This window comes from Ramlibacter sp. bp-362, from assembly GCF_054956735.1.
Map to the genome: position 1 here is coordinate 346,644 of NZ_JBUDXE010000003.1, position 17,672 is coordinate 364,315.

Below are 17,672 nucleotides of genomic sequence, written 5' to 3' on the forward strand. Positions count from 1 at the left end.
GCCCGTGACCGCCGCCGTTTCCCCCCCGACCGCCCGCCCCTGGCCGCTGCCGCCGCTGCTGCGCGCGACGGCCGCCGTGCACGCGGGTGCGGCGCTGGCCCTGGCCGCCTCGCCGTCGCAGTGGCCGTGGCCGCTGGCCGCGCTGGTGCTCAATCACGCGGCGCTCACCTTCGCCGGGCTCTGGCCGCGTTCGCGCTGGCTGGGCGAGAACCTCGTGCGCCTGCCGGCCGCGGCGGCCGCGCGCGCCGAAGTGGCGCTCACGATCGACGACGGACCCGACCCGGAGGTCACGCCCGCGGTGCTGGACCTGCTGGATGCGCACGGCGCGCGCGCCACCTTCTTCTGCATCGCCGAACGGGCGCTGCGCTACCCGGAACTGGTGCGCGAGATCGTGCGCCGCGGCCACAGCGTGCAGAACCACACCCACGTGCACCGCCACGACTTCTCGCTGCTGGGCCCGCGCGGCTTCGCCCGCGAGATCGGGCGCGCGCAGGCGGCGCTGGCGCCCCTCGCCGGCGAGGCGCCGGCCTTCTTCCGCGCGCCGGCGGGCCTGCGCAATCCCTTCCTGGCGCCGGTGCTGCACCGCCTGGGCCTCACCCTCGCCAGCTGGACGCGCCGCGGCTACGACACGCGCGAACGCGATCCGGGGCGCGTGCTGGCGCGCCTCGTGCGCGGTCTCGCCGCCGGCGACATCGTGCTGCTGCACGACGGCAACGCGGCCCGCGATGCGCAGGGCCGGCCCGTGATCCTCGCCGTGCTGCCGCCGCTGCTGGAACGCCTGCGCGCGCAGGGACTGCGCCCGGTCACGCTGCCGCAGGCGCTGCGCGCCGGAGCTGCGGCATGAGCGCCGTGATCGCCCGCGATCCCGCTGCCTGGCGCGAGCTGCTGGAACGCGCCAGCGCGCCCTATCGCCGCGCGGGCCGCTTCGCGTGGCACTTCGCGCGCGGCAAGCTGGGCATGGACCCGGTGTTCCGCCACCTCCTGGGCAGCGGCCTCATCGCGCCCGGCGCCCGCGTCCTCGACATCGGCTGCGGCCAGGGCCTGCTCGCGAGCCTGCTGCGCGCCTGCGGCGACATGCACGGTGCCAGCGCCTGGCCCGGCTGCTGGCCGCCGCCTCCCGCCGGCGCGCGCGTGACCGGCATCGAGCTGATGCCGCGCGACGTGGACCGCGCCCGCGCGGCCCTGGGCGACGCGCCCGATGCGCGCTTCGTCTGCGCCGACATGCGCAGCGCCGCCTTCCCCGAATCCGACGCCGTGGTGATCCTCGACGTGCTGCACTACGTGACCCACGCCGAGCAGGAACAGGTGCTGCGCCGCGTGCGCGACGCGCTGGCCCCCGAGGGCCGCCTGCTGCTGCGCGTGGGCGACGCCGGCGCGCGCCGCGGCTTCGCCATCAGCCAGTGGGTCGACCGGCTGGTCACGCGCGTGCGCGGCCACGCCGTGCCGCCCACCTACGGCCGGCCGCTGGCCGCCTGGATCGCGCAGCTGCAGGCCCTGGGCCTGCACGTCGACGCGCGCCCCATGAGCGAGGGCACGCCCTTCGCCAACGTCCTGCTGGTCGCCCAGCGCGCCTGAACGAGGCTGCCTTCCGCATGAACCCGCTGCCCATCACGCACGCCACGCTGACCACCGCGCTCGGCAGCGGCCTCGCCGCGCACGTCGCTGCGCTGCAGTCGCGACGCAGCGGCCTGCGGCCCTGCGCCTTCGACGACGTGGACCTGCCCGGCTGGATCGGCCTGGCCGAAGGCCTGGAGTCCGTCGCCCTCCCGTCCGGACTGCGGGGCTACGACTGCCGCAACAACCGCCTCGCCTGGCAGGCGCTGCAACAGGACGGCTTCCTGGAGGCCGTGCGCGCCGCCTGCGCCCGCTGGGGCGCGCACCGCGTCGCGGTGCTGCTCGGCACGAGCACCTCGGGCATCCTCGAGAGCGAGCACGCGTACCGCCGCCGCGGCCCCGACGGAGCGCTGCCGGCGGACTTTCGCTACGCGCAGACGCACAGCACGGCCTCGCTCGCCAGCTTCGTGGCCGAGGCGACCGGCGCGGGCGGCCCGCGCTGGGTCGTGTCCACCGCCTGCTCGTCCAGCGCCAAGGTCTACGGCGACGCCGCGCGCCTGCTCGCCTCCGGCTGGGTCGATGCCGCCGTGGTCGGCGGCGTCGACAGCCTGTGCCTCACCACCTTGTACGGCTTCCATTCGCTGCAGCTGTTCGCCGCCGACGTGTGCCGGCCCTGGGACGCGCAGCGCAGCGGCGTGTCGCTCGGCGAAGGCGCGGCCTTCGCCCTGCTGCAGCGCGAGCCCGTCGCGGGCGAAGCGCCCTTCGGCACGCTGCTCGGCTACGGCGAGAGCAGCGACGGCTACCACATGAGTTCGCCGCATCCGGAAGGCGCGCTCGCCGCCGTGGCCATGCGCCAGGCGCTGGCCGAGGCGGGCCTGGAGCCGGCGCAGGTCGGCTACGTCAACCTGCACGGCACCGGCACGCCCAGCAACGACGCGGCGGAAGACCGCGCCGTGCAGTCCGTCTTCGGCCAGGACATCCCCTGCAGTTCCACCAAGGGCGCGACCGGCCACACGCTGGGCGCGGCCGGCGGCGTGGAAGCGGTGATCAGCCTGCTCGGCCTGCGCCACGGCCTGATGCCCGGCGGCCTGAACCTGCGCGAGCGCGACCCGTCGCTGGGCGTCAACTACCTCGCGTCCAACCGCGTCGCGCGCTTCGCGCACGCGATCAGCAACTCCTTCGGCTTCGGCGGTTCCAACGCCAGCCTCGTGCTGGGAGCCGCCTGATGTCCGCCATGCAGCTGCACCTGCTCGGCGTGGGCCTGCTGGCGCCCGGCTTCGCTTCCTGGGAAGCGGCGCTGCCGGTGCTGCGCGGCGAGGCGTCCTACGTGCCCGCGCCTGCCGTGGTTCCGCCGCCGCAGCGCCTGCCCGCGGCGGAGCGGCGCCGCGCCGGCACCTCGGTCAAGGCGGCGCTGACCGTCGCCGACGCCGCCTGCGCCGACGCGGCGCTCGACCCCGCCGGCCTGGCCACGGTGTTCACGTCCTCCAGCGGCGACGGCGCCAACTGCCACGCGCTGTGCGAGACGCTCGCGCATCCGCCCGGCGCCGACCGGCTGGTCTCGCCCACGCGCTTCACCAACTCCGTGCACAACGCCGCCGCCGGCTACTGGCACATCGCGGTGGCGAGCCAGCAGGCGTCCACCAGCGTCTGCGCGCACGACGACAGCTTCAGCGCCGGCCTCGTCGCCGCGCTCGTGCAGCTGCCCGCGCTGCGCGCCCCCCTGCTGCTCGTGGCGAGCGACACGCCCTACCCCGAGCCGCTGCACGCGACGCGGCCGCTGCCCGACACGATGGGCGTGGCGCTGGTGCTGGCACCCGGCCACGCGGCGGGCGCGGTGCGCCTGACGGCGCGCCTGCTGCCGCAGTCCGAAGCCGGCCCGCCCACGCGCTGCCGCGACGCCGCGCTGGAGGACCTGCGCGAGCGCATTCCCGCCGCGCGCGCGCTGCCGCTGCTGGAAGCCGTCGCGCGCCGCGAGGGAGCGTGCGTCGTGCTGGCCGGTTCGCCACAGCTGGCGCTGCGCATCGAACTGGAATTCCCGCAATGAGCACCGTGCTCGGCCACGAAGCGATCGCGGCCCTGGTCCCGCATGCCGGCCGCATGTGCCTGCTGGACACCGTGCGCTCCTGGGACGGCACGCGCATCCGCTGCACCGCGACGAGCCACACGGACGCCGACCATCCCCTTCGCAGCCGCAGCGGCCTGCTCGCCGGCGCGGCGATCGAATACGCGGCCCAGGCCGCCGCCGTGCACGGCGCGCTGAAGGCGCGGGCCGCCGGCGGCAGCGCCGCCCCCGGCTTCCTCGCCAGCGCGCGCGGCGTGCAGCTGCACCGCCTGCGCCTGGATGACCTGCCCGGCGAGCTGGCGGTGGAAGCCGAGCACCTGGCCGGCGAAGGCCGCCAGCTGCTCTACGCCTTCACCGTGACCCACCAGGACGCCCCCGTCGCCGACGGCCGCCTCGCCGTCGTGCTCGACACGCCGCTGGCCGCATGAAGCGCGCGCTCGTCACCGGCGGCAGCGGCGATCTGGGCAGCGCCATCGCCAGGCGCCTCGCACGCGACGGCCTGCACGTGATCGTGCATGCCAACGGGCGCCTCGCCGCCGCCGAGGAACTGGCCGCGCGCATCCGCGCCGACGGCGGCTCGGCCGAGGCGGTGGCCTTCGACGTGACCGATGGCGAAGCCTGCGGCGCGGCGCTGGCGAAGCTGCTCGAGGTCGGCCCCGTCCAGGTGCTGGTGAACAACGCAGGCATCCACGACGACGCCGTCTTCCCCGGCATGCGGCCGCAGCAGTGGCACCGCGTCATCGACGTGTCGCTGCACGGCTTCTACAACGTGACGCAGCCGCTGTCGCTGCCCATGGCGCGCACGCGCTGGGGCCGCATCATCAGCATCAGCTCGGTGGCGGCCGTCGCGGGCAACCGCGGCCAGGTGAACTACGCCGCCGCGAAAGGCGCGCTGCACTCGGCCAGCAAGGCCTTGTCGCTGGAACTCGCCAGCCGCGGCATCACGGTCAACGTCGTCGCCCCGGGCATCATCGCCTCGGCGATGGCGGACAAGGTGTTCGACGCGGCGACCATCGCGCAGATGGTGCCCGCCAGGCGTGCCGGCAAGGCCGACGAAGTGGCGGCGCTGGTGGCCTTCCTCGCCGGCGAGGAAGCCGGCTACATCTCCGGCCAGGTGATCTCGATCAACGGCGGAATGGCCTAGCGTTTTTCCCCCTCTCCCGCTGGCGGGAGAGGGCCGGGGTGAGGGCCCTGGAGATACTGGAACGGCGGCTTCCGCTTCCTGCGCCGCCAGGCCAGCCCCGGCAACCGCACCACGAACTCCAGCACCAGCCTCGTGTGCATCCACGTGAGCAGCGCGTTGTCGCGCACGTAATGGAAGTGCGACACGCCGCCCTCTTCCGGCCGCAGGTACTTCACCGGCGCGTCGAGGTTGACCGGCGCGACGCCGCGCCAGGCGAGGCGCACGGCGGCCTCGGTGTCGAAGTCGAAGCGCCGCATCCAGGGCTGGCGCCGCATCACGGCGAGCAGCTCGGCGATCGGGTACACGCGGAAGCCGAACAGCGAATCGCCGACGCCCGCGCCCAGCGTCTCCAGGTCGGTCCAGCCGTTGGACACGCGCCGGCCGCGCACGCGCAGCAGCGGCGCGGAGGCGTCGAACACCGGCTTGCCCAGGATCATCGCGTCCGGCCGCTCCTGCGACGCCTGCATGAAGGCGGGGATGAGCCCGGCAGGATGCTGCCCGTCGGAATCCATGGTGAGCGCGTGCGTGAAGCCGGCGTCCGCCGCGGCCTCCAGGCCCTTCAGCACCGCGCTGCCCTTGCCGCGGTTGACCGGCAGCACGATCACCTTCAGCTGCGGATCCTCCGCCGCCATCGCCAGCAGGCCCTGGGCCGTGCCGTCGGTGCTGCCGTCCACGACGACCCACACGGGCGCCCAGCGCGCGCGCGCTTCCCGCACCGTGTCGTACACCCGGGGACCCGTGTCGTAGCTGGGGATCAGGACCAGGTGCGTGCGCGAGGGCGGCGTCACGGGCGCAGCTCCCGGCGGAAGTACTCCTCCATGCGCGCGGAGGCCTGCTCCACGTCGCCATCGATCTCGAAGCGCTCGCCCAGGCGCGCCCGGAACACGATCGGCACCGGCGGCAGCTTCCACAGCGGCCAGCCCTTGGCGAGGTAGGGCGAGTCGGTCTCGATCACGACGGTCTGCACCGGCACGCCCGCCCGCTGCGCGATCAGCGCGATGCTGCGGCTGAAGGGATGGATCTGGCGCGGCGACGGGCTGCGCGTGCCCTCGGGGAACACGACCAGCTGGCAGCCCGCGTCCAGCCGCTCCACGCCCGTGCGGATCATGGTGCGCGTCGAGTCGTTCACGACATAGCCCGCCAGCCGCGCGCCGGCGCCGAGGAAGGGATTGCGCATCAGCGAGCCCTTCATCACGCAGGTGCCGCGCGGCAGCCGCGCGACGATCATCAGCGCGTCCAGCAGGCTCGGATGGTTGGCGGCGATCACCAGGCCGCCGGGCACGTCGCGCAGCGCGTCGAGCGACTCGGCCTCCAGCCGCATGAGGCCGCTGGCGCGGGCGCAGGCCCAGTAGAAGCGGTAGCCGTAGGCGATGCCCGCACGGCCCACGCGCTGGGCGCGCTCGCCGCGCAGCACGAAGCGCAGCAGGAAGGCGATCGCGTTCCAGGTGAGCGAGATCACGCCCAGCCAGGCGAGCAGCACGAACAGCCAGGCGCTCAGCAGCGGCCGCAGCAGCAGGGCCGGCCGCACGGCGACCGCGGGCGGCGCTTCCTGCGCGCCGTCCTGGGACAGGTCGACGTAGTGCGAGCTCACGACAGCGCCGGGTCGATCTCGCGGACGTGGCGGCGGCGCCGGCGCCACGCGCGCCAGGTGCGCAGCGGATGCGCCAGCGAGACGGCGTAGTACAAGCCCTTGAACAGGCTCAGGGGCAGCCGGAAGGGCGTGCCGCGGTGCACGTCGCCGGCCAGCACCGTCAGAACCGCCTCCTTCACCCGCAGCGGGTTGCGCGGCTCCATGAAGAAGCCCCGCATCGTCGGGTTGGTCATGCGGTAGATGAACCAGCTGAATTCCCTGGGCGCCGAGCGCGTGAAGCGCTCGAAGGCGGCACGCGCGCCGGCGGCGCGCGCCGGGCCCTGCTCCAGCGTCGCCTCCACCAGCGACACCGCGCCGAAGGCGCTGCTCATGGCGAGGTACACGCCCGAGGAGAACACCGGGTCGACGAAGGCGAAGGCGTCGCCCAGCAGCACGAAGCGCTCGCCCGTGCAGTGGGTGCCCAGGTAGGCGTAGTTCCCGGTGGCGTGCACCTGGTCGCCGATCAGCGTCGCGCCTTCCAGGCGCTCGGCCAGCTCGGGGCACATGGCGATGGTGTCGCGGAAGAACTCCACGACCGGCTTGTCGCGCGACTTCAGGTAGTAGGGCCAGACCACCGCGCCGACGCTGGTGCTGCCGTCCGACAGCGGGATGAACCAGAACCAGCCGTGCGCGAACCAGAAGATGGTGATGTTGCCTTCCTGCCTGCCCTCCAGGCGGCGGGCGCCCAGGTAGTGGCCGAAGAGCGCGGAGCTGTTGTGGTCCGGGTGCTTCAGCTTGCTCTTGAACTTGTTGGCCAGCAGCGTGTCGCGCCCGCTCGCGTCCACCACGTAGCGGCAGCGCCAGCGGGCCCGGCTGCCGTCCTCGCGCTCGACTTCGGCCGTGGCACCCTCTGCGTCGAACGCCACGTCGCGCACGCGGTGGCCCTCGAAGGTGCGGGCGCCGGCCGCGGCGGCGTTGCGGAACAGGACTTCGTCCAGCTCGGAGCGGCGGACCTGCCAGGCGTAGGGCAGCGACTTGTCCATCGCGTCCTGGAATTCGACGTGGCTGCGGTGGTCGTGGTCGGGCGAGATGAACTCCACGCCCCACTTGGGCATGCCGATGCGTTCCACCTCGGCGCGCACGCCCAGTTCGTCGAACAGCGGCACGTTGGCCGGCAGCAGGGATTCGCCGATGTGGAAGCGCGGGTGGCGCGCCTTCTCCAGCACGTGGACGGCGCGTCCGCGGCGCGCCAGCAGCGTCGCCAGCGTGGCGCCGGCGGGGCCGCCCCCGATGACCAGGACGTCGCAGGAAAAATCAGGCTCCCGCGCGGTGGCCGTTGCAGTCATCGTCACTCCCACTCCTTCTTCGGCAAGGCGCGATTCTAGCGACGCAATGTTTCGGAACTTCCCGGCCGCGCGCGGGATGCGTGCAGGTGGCACGGGGGTGTTGCGCGGGCGCAAGCCGGGGCTTGCGCCGATGTCGCCAACAGCTCAGGCCGCGAGCGGCCGGGCGGCCGGCTTCGCCCTGGCGAGCAGGGTCCCGAGCGCGTCGCAGCGCCGCCGCAGCGCTTCCAGGTCCTCGCTGCCGGCCGCCTGCTCCAGCGCGCGGCTGGCCCGGCTCGCGTCGCGGAAGCCGTACATGGCCAGGCTGCCCGCGAGCTTGTGCGCCGTGGCGCGGATGGTCTCGCGCTCGCCGGCGGCGACGGCCGCGGCGAGGTCCTCCGCCATCTGCCGGCGGGAGGCGAGGAATTCGTCCATCAGCGGCAGCAGGCCGGGATCGATCCAGATGCGGTCGTCGGCCGGCGCTGCGGCCGGGGCCACGGTGGCCGGGTCCTGGCCCGTGAGCACGGCGAAGACTTCCTCGCGCGAGGCGGGCTTGGCGAGGTAGAGGTCGAAGCCGGCGTCCAGGCACTGGCGGCGCGTCCCTTCGTCATCGTGGGCGGAGAAGGCGGCGATGCGGCTGGGCGCCTCGCCGCGCTGCGCCTGCAGCGCGCGGACCTGCCGCACCGCTTCCAGCCCGCCCATGACGGGCATCTCCACGTCCAGGAAGATCACGTCGGGCCGGGACTGCTCCACGAGCTGCAACGCCGCGCGCCCGTTGACGGCGGTGCGCACGGTGAGCGGCGGGCTGGGCAGCAGGCTCTTCAGCACGACGATGTTGTATTCGTCGTCGTCCACGACCAGCACCGACAGCGGCGGCAGGCTCGGCGCCTGCACGCCGCGCGGGACCGCCGGCGCGGTCACCTGCAGCGGCGGTGCCGCGTGCCAGATCGGCAGGCGCAGGGACAGCGTGGTGCCCTCCGGGCCCGATGCCATGCGCAGCGCGCCGCGCTGCACCCGCGCCATCAGCCGCGCCGAGTACGCGCCCAGGCCGCTGCCGTCCGGCTTGCCCGCCGTGTTGTACTTCTCGAAGAAGCGTTCGCGCGCGCCCGGCGGCACCTCGCCCTCGTTGTGGATGTCCAGCGCGACGCAGTCGCCGTTGCCGTCGAACTGCCGGCGCAGCGTGAGCTTCACCTCCGCGCCCTCGGGCGAGGCCTCCAGCGCGTTCTTCAGCAGGTTGGCGAGGATCGCGTAGCAAAGCAGGTCCTCGCCCTGCGCGTACACGGGTTCGTCGGGCAGGTCCAGCGCGAGCCGCACGCCCTTGGAGCGCGCGTGCGCCAGCAGCTCGCGCCGCACCGTGTGCGCGAGCGCCGCCAGGTCCACCGCCTGCGCGCGCAGCCGGTAGGTGCCCTCCTCCATGCGGAACAGGTCCAGCGAGAGGTTGACCATGCTCAGCACGCGCAGGGCGGCACGCTCCACCGTGCCGAGCAGCTCGTCGTCCTCGGGCGAGAGCGGATGGCGCTCGCGCAGCAGCCGCGGGACCGAGGCGATGCTGGCCAGCGGCGTCTTCAGGTCATGCCGGGCGATGCGCTCCACTTCCTCGCGCAGGCGGAAGGCTTCGCGCAGGGCCGTGTTCTGGTCCTCCAGCTGGCGCACGAGGTTGTCCAGCCGGTCGCGCTGCTTCGCCTCGCGGGCGTGCTGGGTGTTGGCGATGTGGGAGAAGAGGTTGGCGAAGACGACCAGCAGCAGCAGCGTGACCGCCACGCGCGTCGTGAGGGCAGCGCCCAGGTGCATCCAGGCGAGCGGGATCGTGACCAGGATCAGCGTCACGTTGAACAGGTTGGCCCGCCGCCGGGGCAGCATGAAGTGGAACAGCAGGATGCCCGGGTAGACCCACAGCACGCCGATCAGGCCGTTGTGGTACATCGCGAAGGCGAGCCCGAACAGCGAGGCGAGGAAGATCGCGGTGGCCGGGACCACCGGCCGGCCCGAGCGCGCGATGGCGAAGGCGTTGACCAGCAGCCCGATCACGAACGCGCTGGTGACCACGCCGAGGATCGGGCGGTCCTGGAAGAAGTTGTTGACGGCGAAGGGGCCCAGCAGCACCGTGCCGGCCACCGACAGGCCCATGAAGATGCGCTGCCGGTGCGCCTCGACGAAGCCGTCGGCGTGCTCCCGCGGATCCGAGCTCGGCCACCACGAAGCGGACTCCTCGTTCAGGCGCACGGCCGCTGCCTCCTTCCGCGGACCATTATGGAGGCTCGCCGCGGAAGCGCAACACTCAAGTGCCAGCCCATCCGACGCGGAAGCTCACATGACCTCCCCGCCCGAAACCGAGATCGCCTGCCCGGTGATCGCCGCGGCGCCGTAACCGCACAGCCAGCGCACGGCGTCGGCCACTTCCTGCGGCTGCACGATGCGCTGCTGCGGGTTGCCCGAGGCGAACCCGGCGCGGGCCTCTTCCTCGCTGCGTCCCGTCTTCGCCACCACGTTCGCGATGCTCTCGCGCAGGATGTCGGTCTCGGTGTAGCCGGGGCACACGGCGTTGACCGTGATGCCCTTGCGCGCCACCTCCAGCGCGAGCGAACGCGTGAGCCCCAGCACGCCGTGCTTGGCCGCGACATAGGCGCTCACGTAGGCGTAGCCCTTCTGCGCCGCCGTGCTGGCAACGTTGACGATGCGGCCCTGCCCTGCCGCCAGCATGTCGGGCAGCGCCGCCTGCGCGCACAGGAAGCTGCCGGTGAGGTTGACGCCCAGCATGCGCTGCCACAGCTCCAGCGAGGTTCTGGCGAACGGCGCGCTCTCCGCCTGGCCGGCGTTGTTCACGAGGACGGTGATCGGCCCGCGCGCCGCGCGCGCCTCGGCGAAGGCGGCCTGCACCTGCGCCGGATCGGCGATGTCGGCCACGACGAGGCCATGCGCGCCGGGCAGCTCGCGCGCCAGCGCGGCGAGCGTCTCGCGCCGGCGCCCCAGCAGCGTGAGCGTGGCGCCCTCTTCGGCCAGCGTGCGCGCGATGGCGGCGCCGATGCCGCGCGCGGCGCCGGTCACCAGGGCGTGTCTTCCCTTCAGCAGCATGATCCCTTTCAGTGGGCCGCGGCGGCGCGGTCCCAGCACCCGGGCGGGACGCCGCGCTCGCGCAGCCGGAATTTCTGCACCTTGCCGTTCTCGGTGCGGGGCAGCTCGGTCTCGAAGGCGACGTAGCGCGGCACGGCGAACTTCGGCAGGCGCGCGTCGCAGAAGGCGGCGAGTTCGGCCGCCTGCAGCACGGCGCCCTCGCGCAGCACCACGGCGGCCATGACCTCGTCTTCCGCGAGTTCGGAGCGCACGGGGAACACCGCGACGGCGGCGACGGCGGGATGCGCCAGCAGCACCTGCTCCACTTCCCAGGACGAGATGTTCTCGCCGCGGCGGCGGATCGCGTCCTTGATGCGGTCGACGAAGCGGAAGGCGCCGTCGGCCTCGCGCACCACGCGGTCGCCGGTGTGGAACCACAGGTTGCGCCAGGCGTCCACCGTCTGCTGCGGCTTGCCGAAGTAGCCGGACGCGAAGGCGAAGGGCTCGTCGGCGCGCAGCACCAGCTCGCCGGCCTCGCCGGCGGGCAGCTCGTTGTCGGCCTCGTCCACCACGCGCGCATGGAAGCCGGGCCGCAGCCAGCCCATGACGCCGCGCCGCGGCGCATCGGGCGCGGTGGCGATCACGAAGTTCGTCTCGGTGGAACCGTAGCCTTCCAGCAGCGTGACGCCGGTGCGCTCATGGAACGCCGCGCCGGCCGACGCGGGGACGCCGGGGCCCAGGCCGATGCGCACGCGGTGGTCGCGCTCCGCGGGGCCTGGCGGCTGCGCCAGCAGGATGGGGACCATCGCGCCGAGGAGATACACCACCGTCGCGCCGCTGCGCGCCATCGCCGGCCAGAAGCCGGAGGCGGAGAACTTCTCCAGGAACGTGACGCGGCAGCCGACGACGGCGGCCTGCGCGAAGGTGTTGAGCGCGTTGATGTGGAACAGCGGCAGCGTCGTGCACAGCACGTCGTCCTCGCGCAATCCCAGCACGCTCGCCGTGTTGGCGCCCCACCAGAAGTACTGCGCGTGCGGGCACAGCACGCCCTTGGACGGGCCGGTGGTGCCGGAGGTGTAGAGGATGGCGAGCGGGTCGGAGGGCAGGACGGGTTCGGCGGGGATGGGTTCGCCGGCAGCGGGCCAGGGTTCGATGCGCGGTGCCGGTCGGTGGGGTTCGCTGCGCTCACCCCGCCCTACGAATGCGGCGCCCGTAGGGTGGCGGTGAGCGAAGCGAACCCCACCGACCACCCACATGCATTCCAACGCCGTCCGCCCCAGCTCCGCCGTCTCCAACCTCGGAAGAAACCCCTCCTCGATCACCATGAACCGCGCCGCGCTGTCCGCCAGCAGGTACCCGATCTGCGGCCCCATGGACGCACTGTTCACCGGCACGGCCACCGCGCCGATCCACCCGCACCCCAGCACCGTCTCGAGGAACTCCACGCGGTTGGAGCACATGATCGCCACGCGATCCCCGCGCCCCACGCCCGCGGCCCGCAACGCGCCGCCGCGGCGCGCCGCCACTTCCGCCGCATCCTTGTGCCGCCACTGCGCTCCCGGCATCTCCAGGAAGGGCCGGTCGCCGAACCGCTGCGCCTGCCGCTGCAGCAAGGCGGGCACCGTGCGCTCGCCCGGCGGCAGCAGCCACTCAGTCTTCATCGGTGGCCCCGCCGAGGTAGGTGGCCTGCACCCGCGGGTCGCCCGCGAGGTCGGCCGAGGCGCCGCTCAGGGCGACCTCGCCGGTCTCCAGCACGTAGCCATGGTCCGAGCTGTCCAGCGCCGCGCGCGCGTTCTGCTCCACGAGCAGGATGGACACGCCCTCGCCGCGCAGGCCGCGCACGATCGCCAGGATCTCCTGCACGATCAGCGGCGCGAGGCCCAGGCTCGGCTCGTCCAGCATCAGCAGGCGCGGCGAGGACATCAGCGCGCGCCCCAGCGCCAGCATCTGCCGCTCGCCGCCCGAGAGCGTATCGGCGCGCTGCGCGCGGCGCTCACCCAGGCGCGGGAAGCGCTCGTAGACGAAGTCGAGCCGGCTCTTCAGCGCCGAGCCGCGCAGCTTCCTCGAGAAGGCGCCCAGCATCAGGTTGTCCAGCACGGTCAGTTCGCCGAACAGCTCGCGCTTCTCCGGCACCAGGCACAGGCCGCGCTCGACGCGCGCTTCCACGTCGAGCCCATCGAGGCTCTCGCCCTCGAAGCGCAATCCCCCCTTGGACGGCAGCAGGCCCATGGCGGCGGCCAGCAGCGTCGTCTTGCCGGCGCCGTTGGGGCCGATCACCGAGACGATCTGTCCCGGCTGCAAGGTGAGCGACACGCCCCGCACCGCATCGACCTGCCCGTACGAAACGTGCAGGTCCTGGATCTCCAGCATCGCCGCGCTCATGCCGGCGCCCCCGCGACCTTGCGCGCCGGCTCCGCAGGCGCCGCCGGCGCGGCGACGGCGCCGCCCAGGTAAGCGGCCTGCACCGCCGGATCCGCCCGCACCATCGCCGGCTCGCCCTCGGTCAGCTTGGAGCCGAAGTTCATGACCACCAGGCGGTCCACCAGTTTCATCACGAAGTCCATGTCGTGCTCGACGATCAGGATGGTCACGCCCTCGGCGCGCAGCTTGCGCAGCAGCTCGCCCAGTTCCTGCTTCTCCTTGCGGCGCAGGCCCGCGGCCGGCTCGTCCAGCACCAGCAACACCGGGTCGGCCGCCAGCGCGCGGGCGATCTCCAGGATGCGCTGCGTGCCCAGCGGCAGGCTGCCCGCGAGTTCGTGCGCGCGCCCGGCCAGGCCGATGCGTTCCAGCTGCCGCCAGGCCTCGGCCAGGATCTGCGCTTCCTCGCGCCGGTCCAGGCGCAGGCCCGCGGCCAGCAAGCCGGCGCGGGTGCGGCCGTGGGCGCCGAGCGCCACGTTGTCCAGCAGGCTCATGTGCGGGCGCAGCTTCACGTGCTGGAAGGTGCGCGCCATGCCGCGGTTGGCGATCGTGCGCTGGGCCAGCCCGGTGACGTCCTGGCCCAGGAACTCCACGTGGCCGCTGGTCATCGCCAGCGTGCCCGTGAGCAGGTTGAACATCGTGGACTTGCCGGCGCCGTTCGGGCCGATCAGGCCGACGATCTCGCCCGCGCGCACCTCGAAGCTGACGTCGTTCACCGCCACCAGGCCGCCGAAACGCTTGACCGCGTTGCGCACTGCCAGCAGCTTCTCGCCGCGTGGCGGCAGCGTGCGCCGCGGCAGCGGCGGCGCTTCCGGCGGGCGCACCGCCACCGCCGGCGCGAAGCGCCCGCGCGTCCAGCGCGTCACGAAGCCCATGAGGCCGCCGCGCGCATGGTGCAGCAGCAGGATGAACAGCAGCGCGAAGCCCACCGCCTCCAGCTGGCCGCCGCGCTGCGACAGCAGCGGCAGCACGTCCTGCAGCGCGTTCTTCATGATCAGCACGAGAGCCGATCCCACCAGAGCGCCGCTCAACTGCCCCAGGCCGCCCGCCACCACCATCAGCAGGTATTCGATGCTGGCGCGCACGTCGAAGGGCGAGGGACTGACGAAGCGGTTCTTGTGCGCGTACAGCCAGCCGGCGATGCCGGCCAGCAGCGCCGCCAGCACGAACAGCCACAGGCGCACGCGGAAGGCGTCCGCGCCCACGCTCGCCAGCAGCGTGTTGCCGCCGCGCAGGCTGCGGATCGCGCGGCCGCTGCGGGAAGCCAGCACGTTGTAGCTGAACCAGCAGGCCAAGCCCACGATCGCCCAGATCAGGAAGTACATCGCGCGCGGATCGACCAGCGACCACGGCCCGATGCTCAGCGCCGGCACGTTGGACATGCCCGTGTGGCGGCCCAGCGCATCGATGTTGCCGAACAGCATGGCGATCGACAGGCCCCAGGCGATGGTGGACAGCGGCAGGAAGTGCCCGCCCAGGCGCAGCGTCAGCAGGCCGATGCAGAGCGCGGCGCCGCCCGTGAGCAGCAGGGCGAAGGGCAAGCCCAGCCACGGCGAGGCGCCATGCACGGTGGTGAGCCAGGCGCTCGCGTAGGCCGCGATGCCGACGAAGGCCGCCTGCCCGAAGGACGTCGCGCCGCCCACGCCCGTCAGCAGCACCAGGCCGAGCGCGACGAGCGCGCCGATGCCGATGTCGTTCAAGAGGCTGACACCGAAGTTCCCCAGCAAGGCCGGCGCGACGGCCACCAGTGCGACCACGGCACCCACCAGCGCAAAATGACGGCGGCGCTGCGTCATTGGTCCAGCTCCTCGGCTTCTTCCTCGGGGTGCCGCATCATGGCCGAGCGCAGCATCAGCACCGGGATCAGCAGGCTGAACACGATCACGTCCTTCAGCGCGCCGCTCCAGAAGGAGCCGAAGCTCTCCACGATGCCGACGGCCAGCGCGCCCAGCGCGGTGAGCGGATAGCTCACGAGGCCGCCGATGATGGCCGCCACGAAGGCCTTCAGGCCGATCAGGAAGCCGGAGTCGTAGTACATGGTCGTCACCGGCGCCACCAGCACGCCGATCAGGCCGGCCAGCAGCGAGGCGAAGGTGTAGGCCAGCAGCGCCGTGCGCGCCGGCCGGATGCCCACGAGGCGCGCGCCCACGCGGTTGACGGCGGTGGCGCGCAGCGCCTTGCCGACCACGGTGCGCTCGAAGGCGAGGAAGAACAAGGCGCTCAGCACCACGGCCGCCGCCAGCATCAGCAGGACCTGCGCGCTGACCGAGAAGCCGCCGGCCAGCGCCAGCGCGCCCTCGGCGAGCGGCGCCGTGCGCGAGCCTTCCGGCCCGAAGAACAGCAGGCCCAGCCCGGACAGCAGGAAGTGCAGCGCCAGCGAGGCGATCAGCAGCACCAGCACCGAGGCATCGGCGATGGGCTGCAGCGCCAGCCGCGCCACCAGCGGCGTGATCGGCACCACCAGCAGGATCGCGACGATGATGAAGACGGCATGCGGCAGCTGCTGGCCCGAGACGGCCCAGGCCAGCGCGCAGGGCAAGGCCGGCAGCACGCCCCAGCCCAGCACCGCGCGCGGAATGGCCGCGGCCTCGCCACGCCGCCACAGCGCGTAGCTCTCGGCGGCGACCGCGAGCACCGCCAGCGTCAGCACCAGGCCGATCGTGGGCGGCACGCGATGGGTTTCGAACGCGGCCAGGCTCAACGCCGAGAACGCGGCGACGTCGCCGAAGGGGACGAACACCACCCGGGTCACCGAGAAGATGAGCACCAGGCCCAGGCCGGCCAGCAGGTACACCGCCCCGTTGGCCAGGCCGTCGATGCCCAGGATGAGTGCGACGTCCCAGCTCATTTACGGAACCAGCTTCCAGTGGCCCTTGTCCAGCGTGACGATCACGCGGGCGCGTTCGTCCACTCCATAGAGCTGGCCTTGCTTGAAGTTGTAGACGCCGTGCGTGCCCACCACTTCCTTGGTGGACATGATCGCGTCGCGCAGCGCGGCGCGGAACTCGGGCGTGCCCGATTCGGCCTTGGTCGCCTGCATCGCGCGGGCGGCGGCGTCGGCGAACACCAGGTAGCCGTCGAAGGAATAGGCGGAGAAGGCGTCGGTGGTCGGCGCGTTGTTCACCTTCTGGAAGATGTTGCGGAAGTCCAGCGCCACCTTCTTGGTCGGATAGTTCGCCGGCAGCTGCTCGGCGACGATGATCGGGCCGGTGGGCACCTGCGTGCCTTCGACGGCGGCGCCGCCGACGCGAATGAAGTCCGAGTTGATCAGGCCGTGCTGGCCGTAGATCGGGCCCTTGTAGCCGCGCGCGGCCAGCGCCAGGTAGGGCAGCGCGCCCGGCGTGCCGGCGCCGCCGGTCATCACGGCGTCGGGATGCGCGGCGATGATCTTCAGCACCTGGCCCGTCACCGAGGAATCGGCGCGGGCATAGCGCTCGTTGGTCAGCACCTTGATGCCGGCCGGCGCCGTCGCCTTCATCAGCGCGTCGTACACCAGGTCGCCCCAGCCGTCGGAGAAGCCGATGTAGGCGACGGTCTTGACGCCGTTCTTCTTCATGCGCTCGACGACCGCGTCCACCATCAGCTGCGTGGGCTGGGCGACGGTGACCGTCCAGTCGAGGTCGGCGCCCTTCAGGATGATGGGCGTGAGCCCGATCATGGGCGTCTTCAGCTCGCGCGCGACCTGCGCCATCGCGATGGCGGCGGGCACGCCGGACGTGCCCATGATCACGTCGACCTTGTCCTCCTCGATCAGCTTGCGGGCGTTGCGGCCGGCGGTGGTCGGGTCGGAGTTGTCGTCCAGCACGATCAGCTGCACCTTGCGGCCGTTGATCTCGGGCTTGTAGGCCACGGCGGCCTGCATGCCCTTGGCATACGGGACGCCGAGCGAGGAGTTCGGGCCGGACAGCGAGACGCTGAGGCCCACCTTCAGGTCGGCGGCGGCGGCCCCGGCCGCGAGGCCGAAGGCAAGGGCGGCGCCGAAGAGGGCGCGGCGGGTGAGAGCATTCATCGTGTGTCTCCTGTTGGTTTGGTCTGGTGCACGGGAAAGACTCAAGGAAAAAGCTGGATCGCCGGCAAGGGTTCGCCGGCGTCCAGCAGGTCGACCCGCTTGAGACGGATGCGCCATTGGTCGCCCACCCGCACGAGGCGGTGGGTCGCGGAGCCCGCCAGCAGCAGCTGGCGCGCGCCGCGCGATTCGATGTAGAGGAAGGGCGTGCGCAGCTCGCACGTATCCGCGTCGCCGGCCACCTGCCGCGAGGCCTGCAGCACGTGCTGGCAGCGGCTGCGCGGATGCTGCGAATGCGCCTTCGGGTTCTTCAGCCGCTCGACGCGCAGCGACAGCAGCAGGCGGTCCTCGTCGGCGAGCGCGTTGTACGCCGCGCCCTCTTCCTGCGCGGCGCCCGCCAGCGGCACCCAGTAGCGGCCGTCCTCGGCGAACAGCGCCAGCCATTCGTCGAAGCGCTGCTCGTCGATCAGGCGCGCCTCGTGCGCGATGAAGTCCTGCGGTGACAT

Annotated in this window: 17 protein-coding genes; 6 read left to right on the forward strand and 11 right to left on the reverse strand. The window is 72.9% G+C overall.

Annotation, left to right across the window (positions count from 1 at the left end):
* The first annotated feature begins 4 nt into the window (after positions 1-4).
* The 6 genes from ACY0MJ_RS06060 to fabG are packed head-to-tail and all read left to right on the forward strand — an operon-like array spanning position 5 to position 4,760.
* Positions 5-844, forward strand: a complete 840-nt coding sequence (locus ACY0MJ_RS06060; RefSeq protein WP_462637433.1) for a polysaccharide deacetylase family protein — start codon at positions 5-7, stop codon at positions 842-844.
* A complete protein-coding gene (locus tag ACY0MJ_RS06065; RefSeq protein WP_462637434.1) occupies positions 841-1,575 on the forward strand; it encodes an SAM-dependent methyltransferase in 735 nt (244 codons plus the stop codon). Before ACY0MJ_RS06060 ends, ACY0MJ_RS06065 begins: the two co-directional genes overlap by 4 nt.
* Positions 1,576-1,592: 17 nt before the next feature.
* A complete protein-coding gene (locus ACY0MJ_RS06070) occupies positions 1,593-2,780 on the forward strand; it encodes a beta-ketoacyl-[acyl-carrier-protein] synthase family protein (protein WP_462637435.1) in 1,188 nt (395 codons plus the stop codon).
* Positions 2,780-3,598 carry a beta-ketoacyl synthase chain length factor gene (locus tag ACY0MJ_RS06075; protein WP_462637436.1) on the forward strand — a complete coding sequence of 273 codons (819 nt, stop codon included), beginning with the start codon at positions 2,780-2,782 and terminating at the stop codon, positions 3,596-3,598. The genes ACY0MJ_RS06070 and ACY0MJ_RS06075 overlap by 1 nt, the downstream gene beginning before the upstream one ends.
* Positions 3,595-4,044 (forward strand): hydroxymyristoyl-ACP dehydratase, encoded by a 450-nt coding sequence (locus tag ACY0MJ_RS06080; protein ID WP_462637438.1) that lies wholly within the window; start codon positions 3,595-3,597, stop codon positions 4,042-4,044. The genes ACY0MJ_RS06075 and ACY0MJ_RS06080 overlap by 4 nt, the downstream gene beginning before the upstream one ends.
* Positions 4,041-4,760 (forward strand): 3-oxoacyl-ACP reductase FabG, encoded by a 720-nt coding sequence (fabG, locus tag ACY0MJ_RS06085; RefSeq protein WP_462637439.1) that lies wholly within the window; start codon positions 4,041-4,043, stop codon positions 4,758-4,760. The genes ACY0MJ_RS06080 and fabG overlap by 4 nt, the downstream gene beginning before the upstream one ends.
* Here the strand turns inward: fabG and ACY0MJ_RS06090 are convergent.
* The 11 genes from ACY0MJ_RS06090 to ACY0MJ_RS06140 all read right to left on the reverse strand — a co-directional run bounded on the left by ACY0MJ_RS06090 (position 4,757) and on the right by ACY0MJ_RS06140 (position 17,672).
* Positions 4,757-5,587 (reverse strand): glycosyltransferase family 2 protein, encoded by an 831-nt coding sequence (locus tag ACY0MJ_RS06090; RefSeq protein ID WP_462637440.1) that lies wholly within the window; start codon positions 5,585-5,587, stop codon positions 4,757-4,759. The genes fabG and ACY0MJ_RS06090 overlap by 4 nt on opposite strands.
* On the reverse strand, positions 5,584-6,390 hold the full coding sequence (locus tag ACY0MJ_RS06095; protein WP_462637441.1) for a lysophospholipid acyltransferase family protein: 807 nt from the start codon (positions 6,388-6,390) through the stop codon (positions 5,584-5,586). Before ACY0MJ_RS06095 ends, ACY0MJ_RS06090 begins: the two co-directional genes overlap by 4 nt.
* The gene (locus tag ACY0MJ_RS06100; protein WP_462637476.1) at positions 6,387-7,715 is read right to left on the reverse strand and encodes an NAD(P)/FAD-dependent oxidoreductase; all 1,329 of its coding nucleotides are present in this window, start codon (positions 7,713-7,715) and stop codon (positions 6,387-6,389) included. The genes ACY0MJ_RS06095 and ACY0MJ_RS06100 overlap by 4 nt, the downstream gene beginning before the upstream one ends.
* Positions 7,716-7,859: 144 nt before the next feature.
* Positions 7,860-9,914 (reverse strand): response regulator, encoded by a 2,055-nt coding sequence (locus tag ACY0MJ_RS06105; protein WP_462637442.1) that lies wholly within the window; start codon positions 9,912-9,914, stop codon positions 7,860-7,862.
* 84 nt (positions 9,915-9,998) lie between these two features.
* Positions 9,999-10,763 carry an SDR family NAD(P)-dependent oxidoreductase gene (locus ACY0MJ_RS06110; RefSeq protein WP_462637443.1) on the reverse strand — a complete coding sequence of 255 codons (765 nt, stop codon included), beginning with the start codon at positions 10,761-10,763 and terminating at the stop codon, positions 9,999-10,001.
* 8 nt (positions 10,764-10,771) lie between these two features.
* The gene (locus ACY0MJ_RS06115) at positions 10,772-12,403 is read right to left on the reverse strand and encodes an ATP-dependent acyl-CoA ligase (RefSeq protein ID WP_462637444.1); all 1,632 of its coding nucleotides are present in this window, start codon (positions 12,401-12,403) and stop codon (positions 10,772-10,774) included.
* Positions 12,393-13,124, reverse strand: coding sequence for an ABC transporter ATP-binding protein (locus ACY0MJ_RS06120; protein ID WP_462637445.1), 732 nt, complete (start codon positions 13,122-13,124; stop codon positions 12,393-12,395). The genes ACY0MJ_RS06115 and ACY0MJ_RS06120 overlap by 11 nt, the downstream gene beginning before the upstream one ends.
* Entirely contained in the window at positions 13,121-14,956 is a 1,836-nt protein-coding gene (locus tag ACY0MJ_RS06125; protein WP_462637446.1) for a branched-chain amino acid ABC transporter ATP-binding protein/permease, read from the reverse strand. The genes ACY0MJ_RS06120 and ACY0MJ_RS06125 overlap by 4 nt, the downstream gene beginning before the upstream one ends.
* Positions 14,953-16,008: a branched-chain amino acid ABC transporter permease gene (locus ACY0MJ_RS06130; RefSeq protein ID WP_462637447.1), complete on the reverse strand. Its 1,056-nt coding sequence runs from the start codon at positions 16,006-16,008 to the stop codon at positions 14,953-14,955. The genes ACY0MJ_RS06125 and ACY0MJ_RS06130 overlap by 4 nt, the downstream gene beginning before the upstream one ends.
* Positions 16,009-17,169 (reverse strand): ABC transporter substrate-binding protein, encoded by a 1,161-nt coding sequence (locus ACY0MJ_RS06135; RefSeq protein WP_462637448.1) that lies wholly within the window; start codon positions 17,167-17,169, stop codon positions 16,009-16,011.
* A 41-nt stretch (positions 17,170-17,210) separates the two neighbouring features.
* The gene (locus tag ACY0MJ_RS06140; protein ID WP_462637449.1) at positions 17,211-17,672 is read right to left on the reverse strand and encodes an aromatic-ring-hydroxylating dioxygenase subunit beta; all 462 of its coding nucleotides are present in this window, start codon (positions 17,670-17,672) and stop codon (positions 17,211-17,213) included.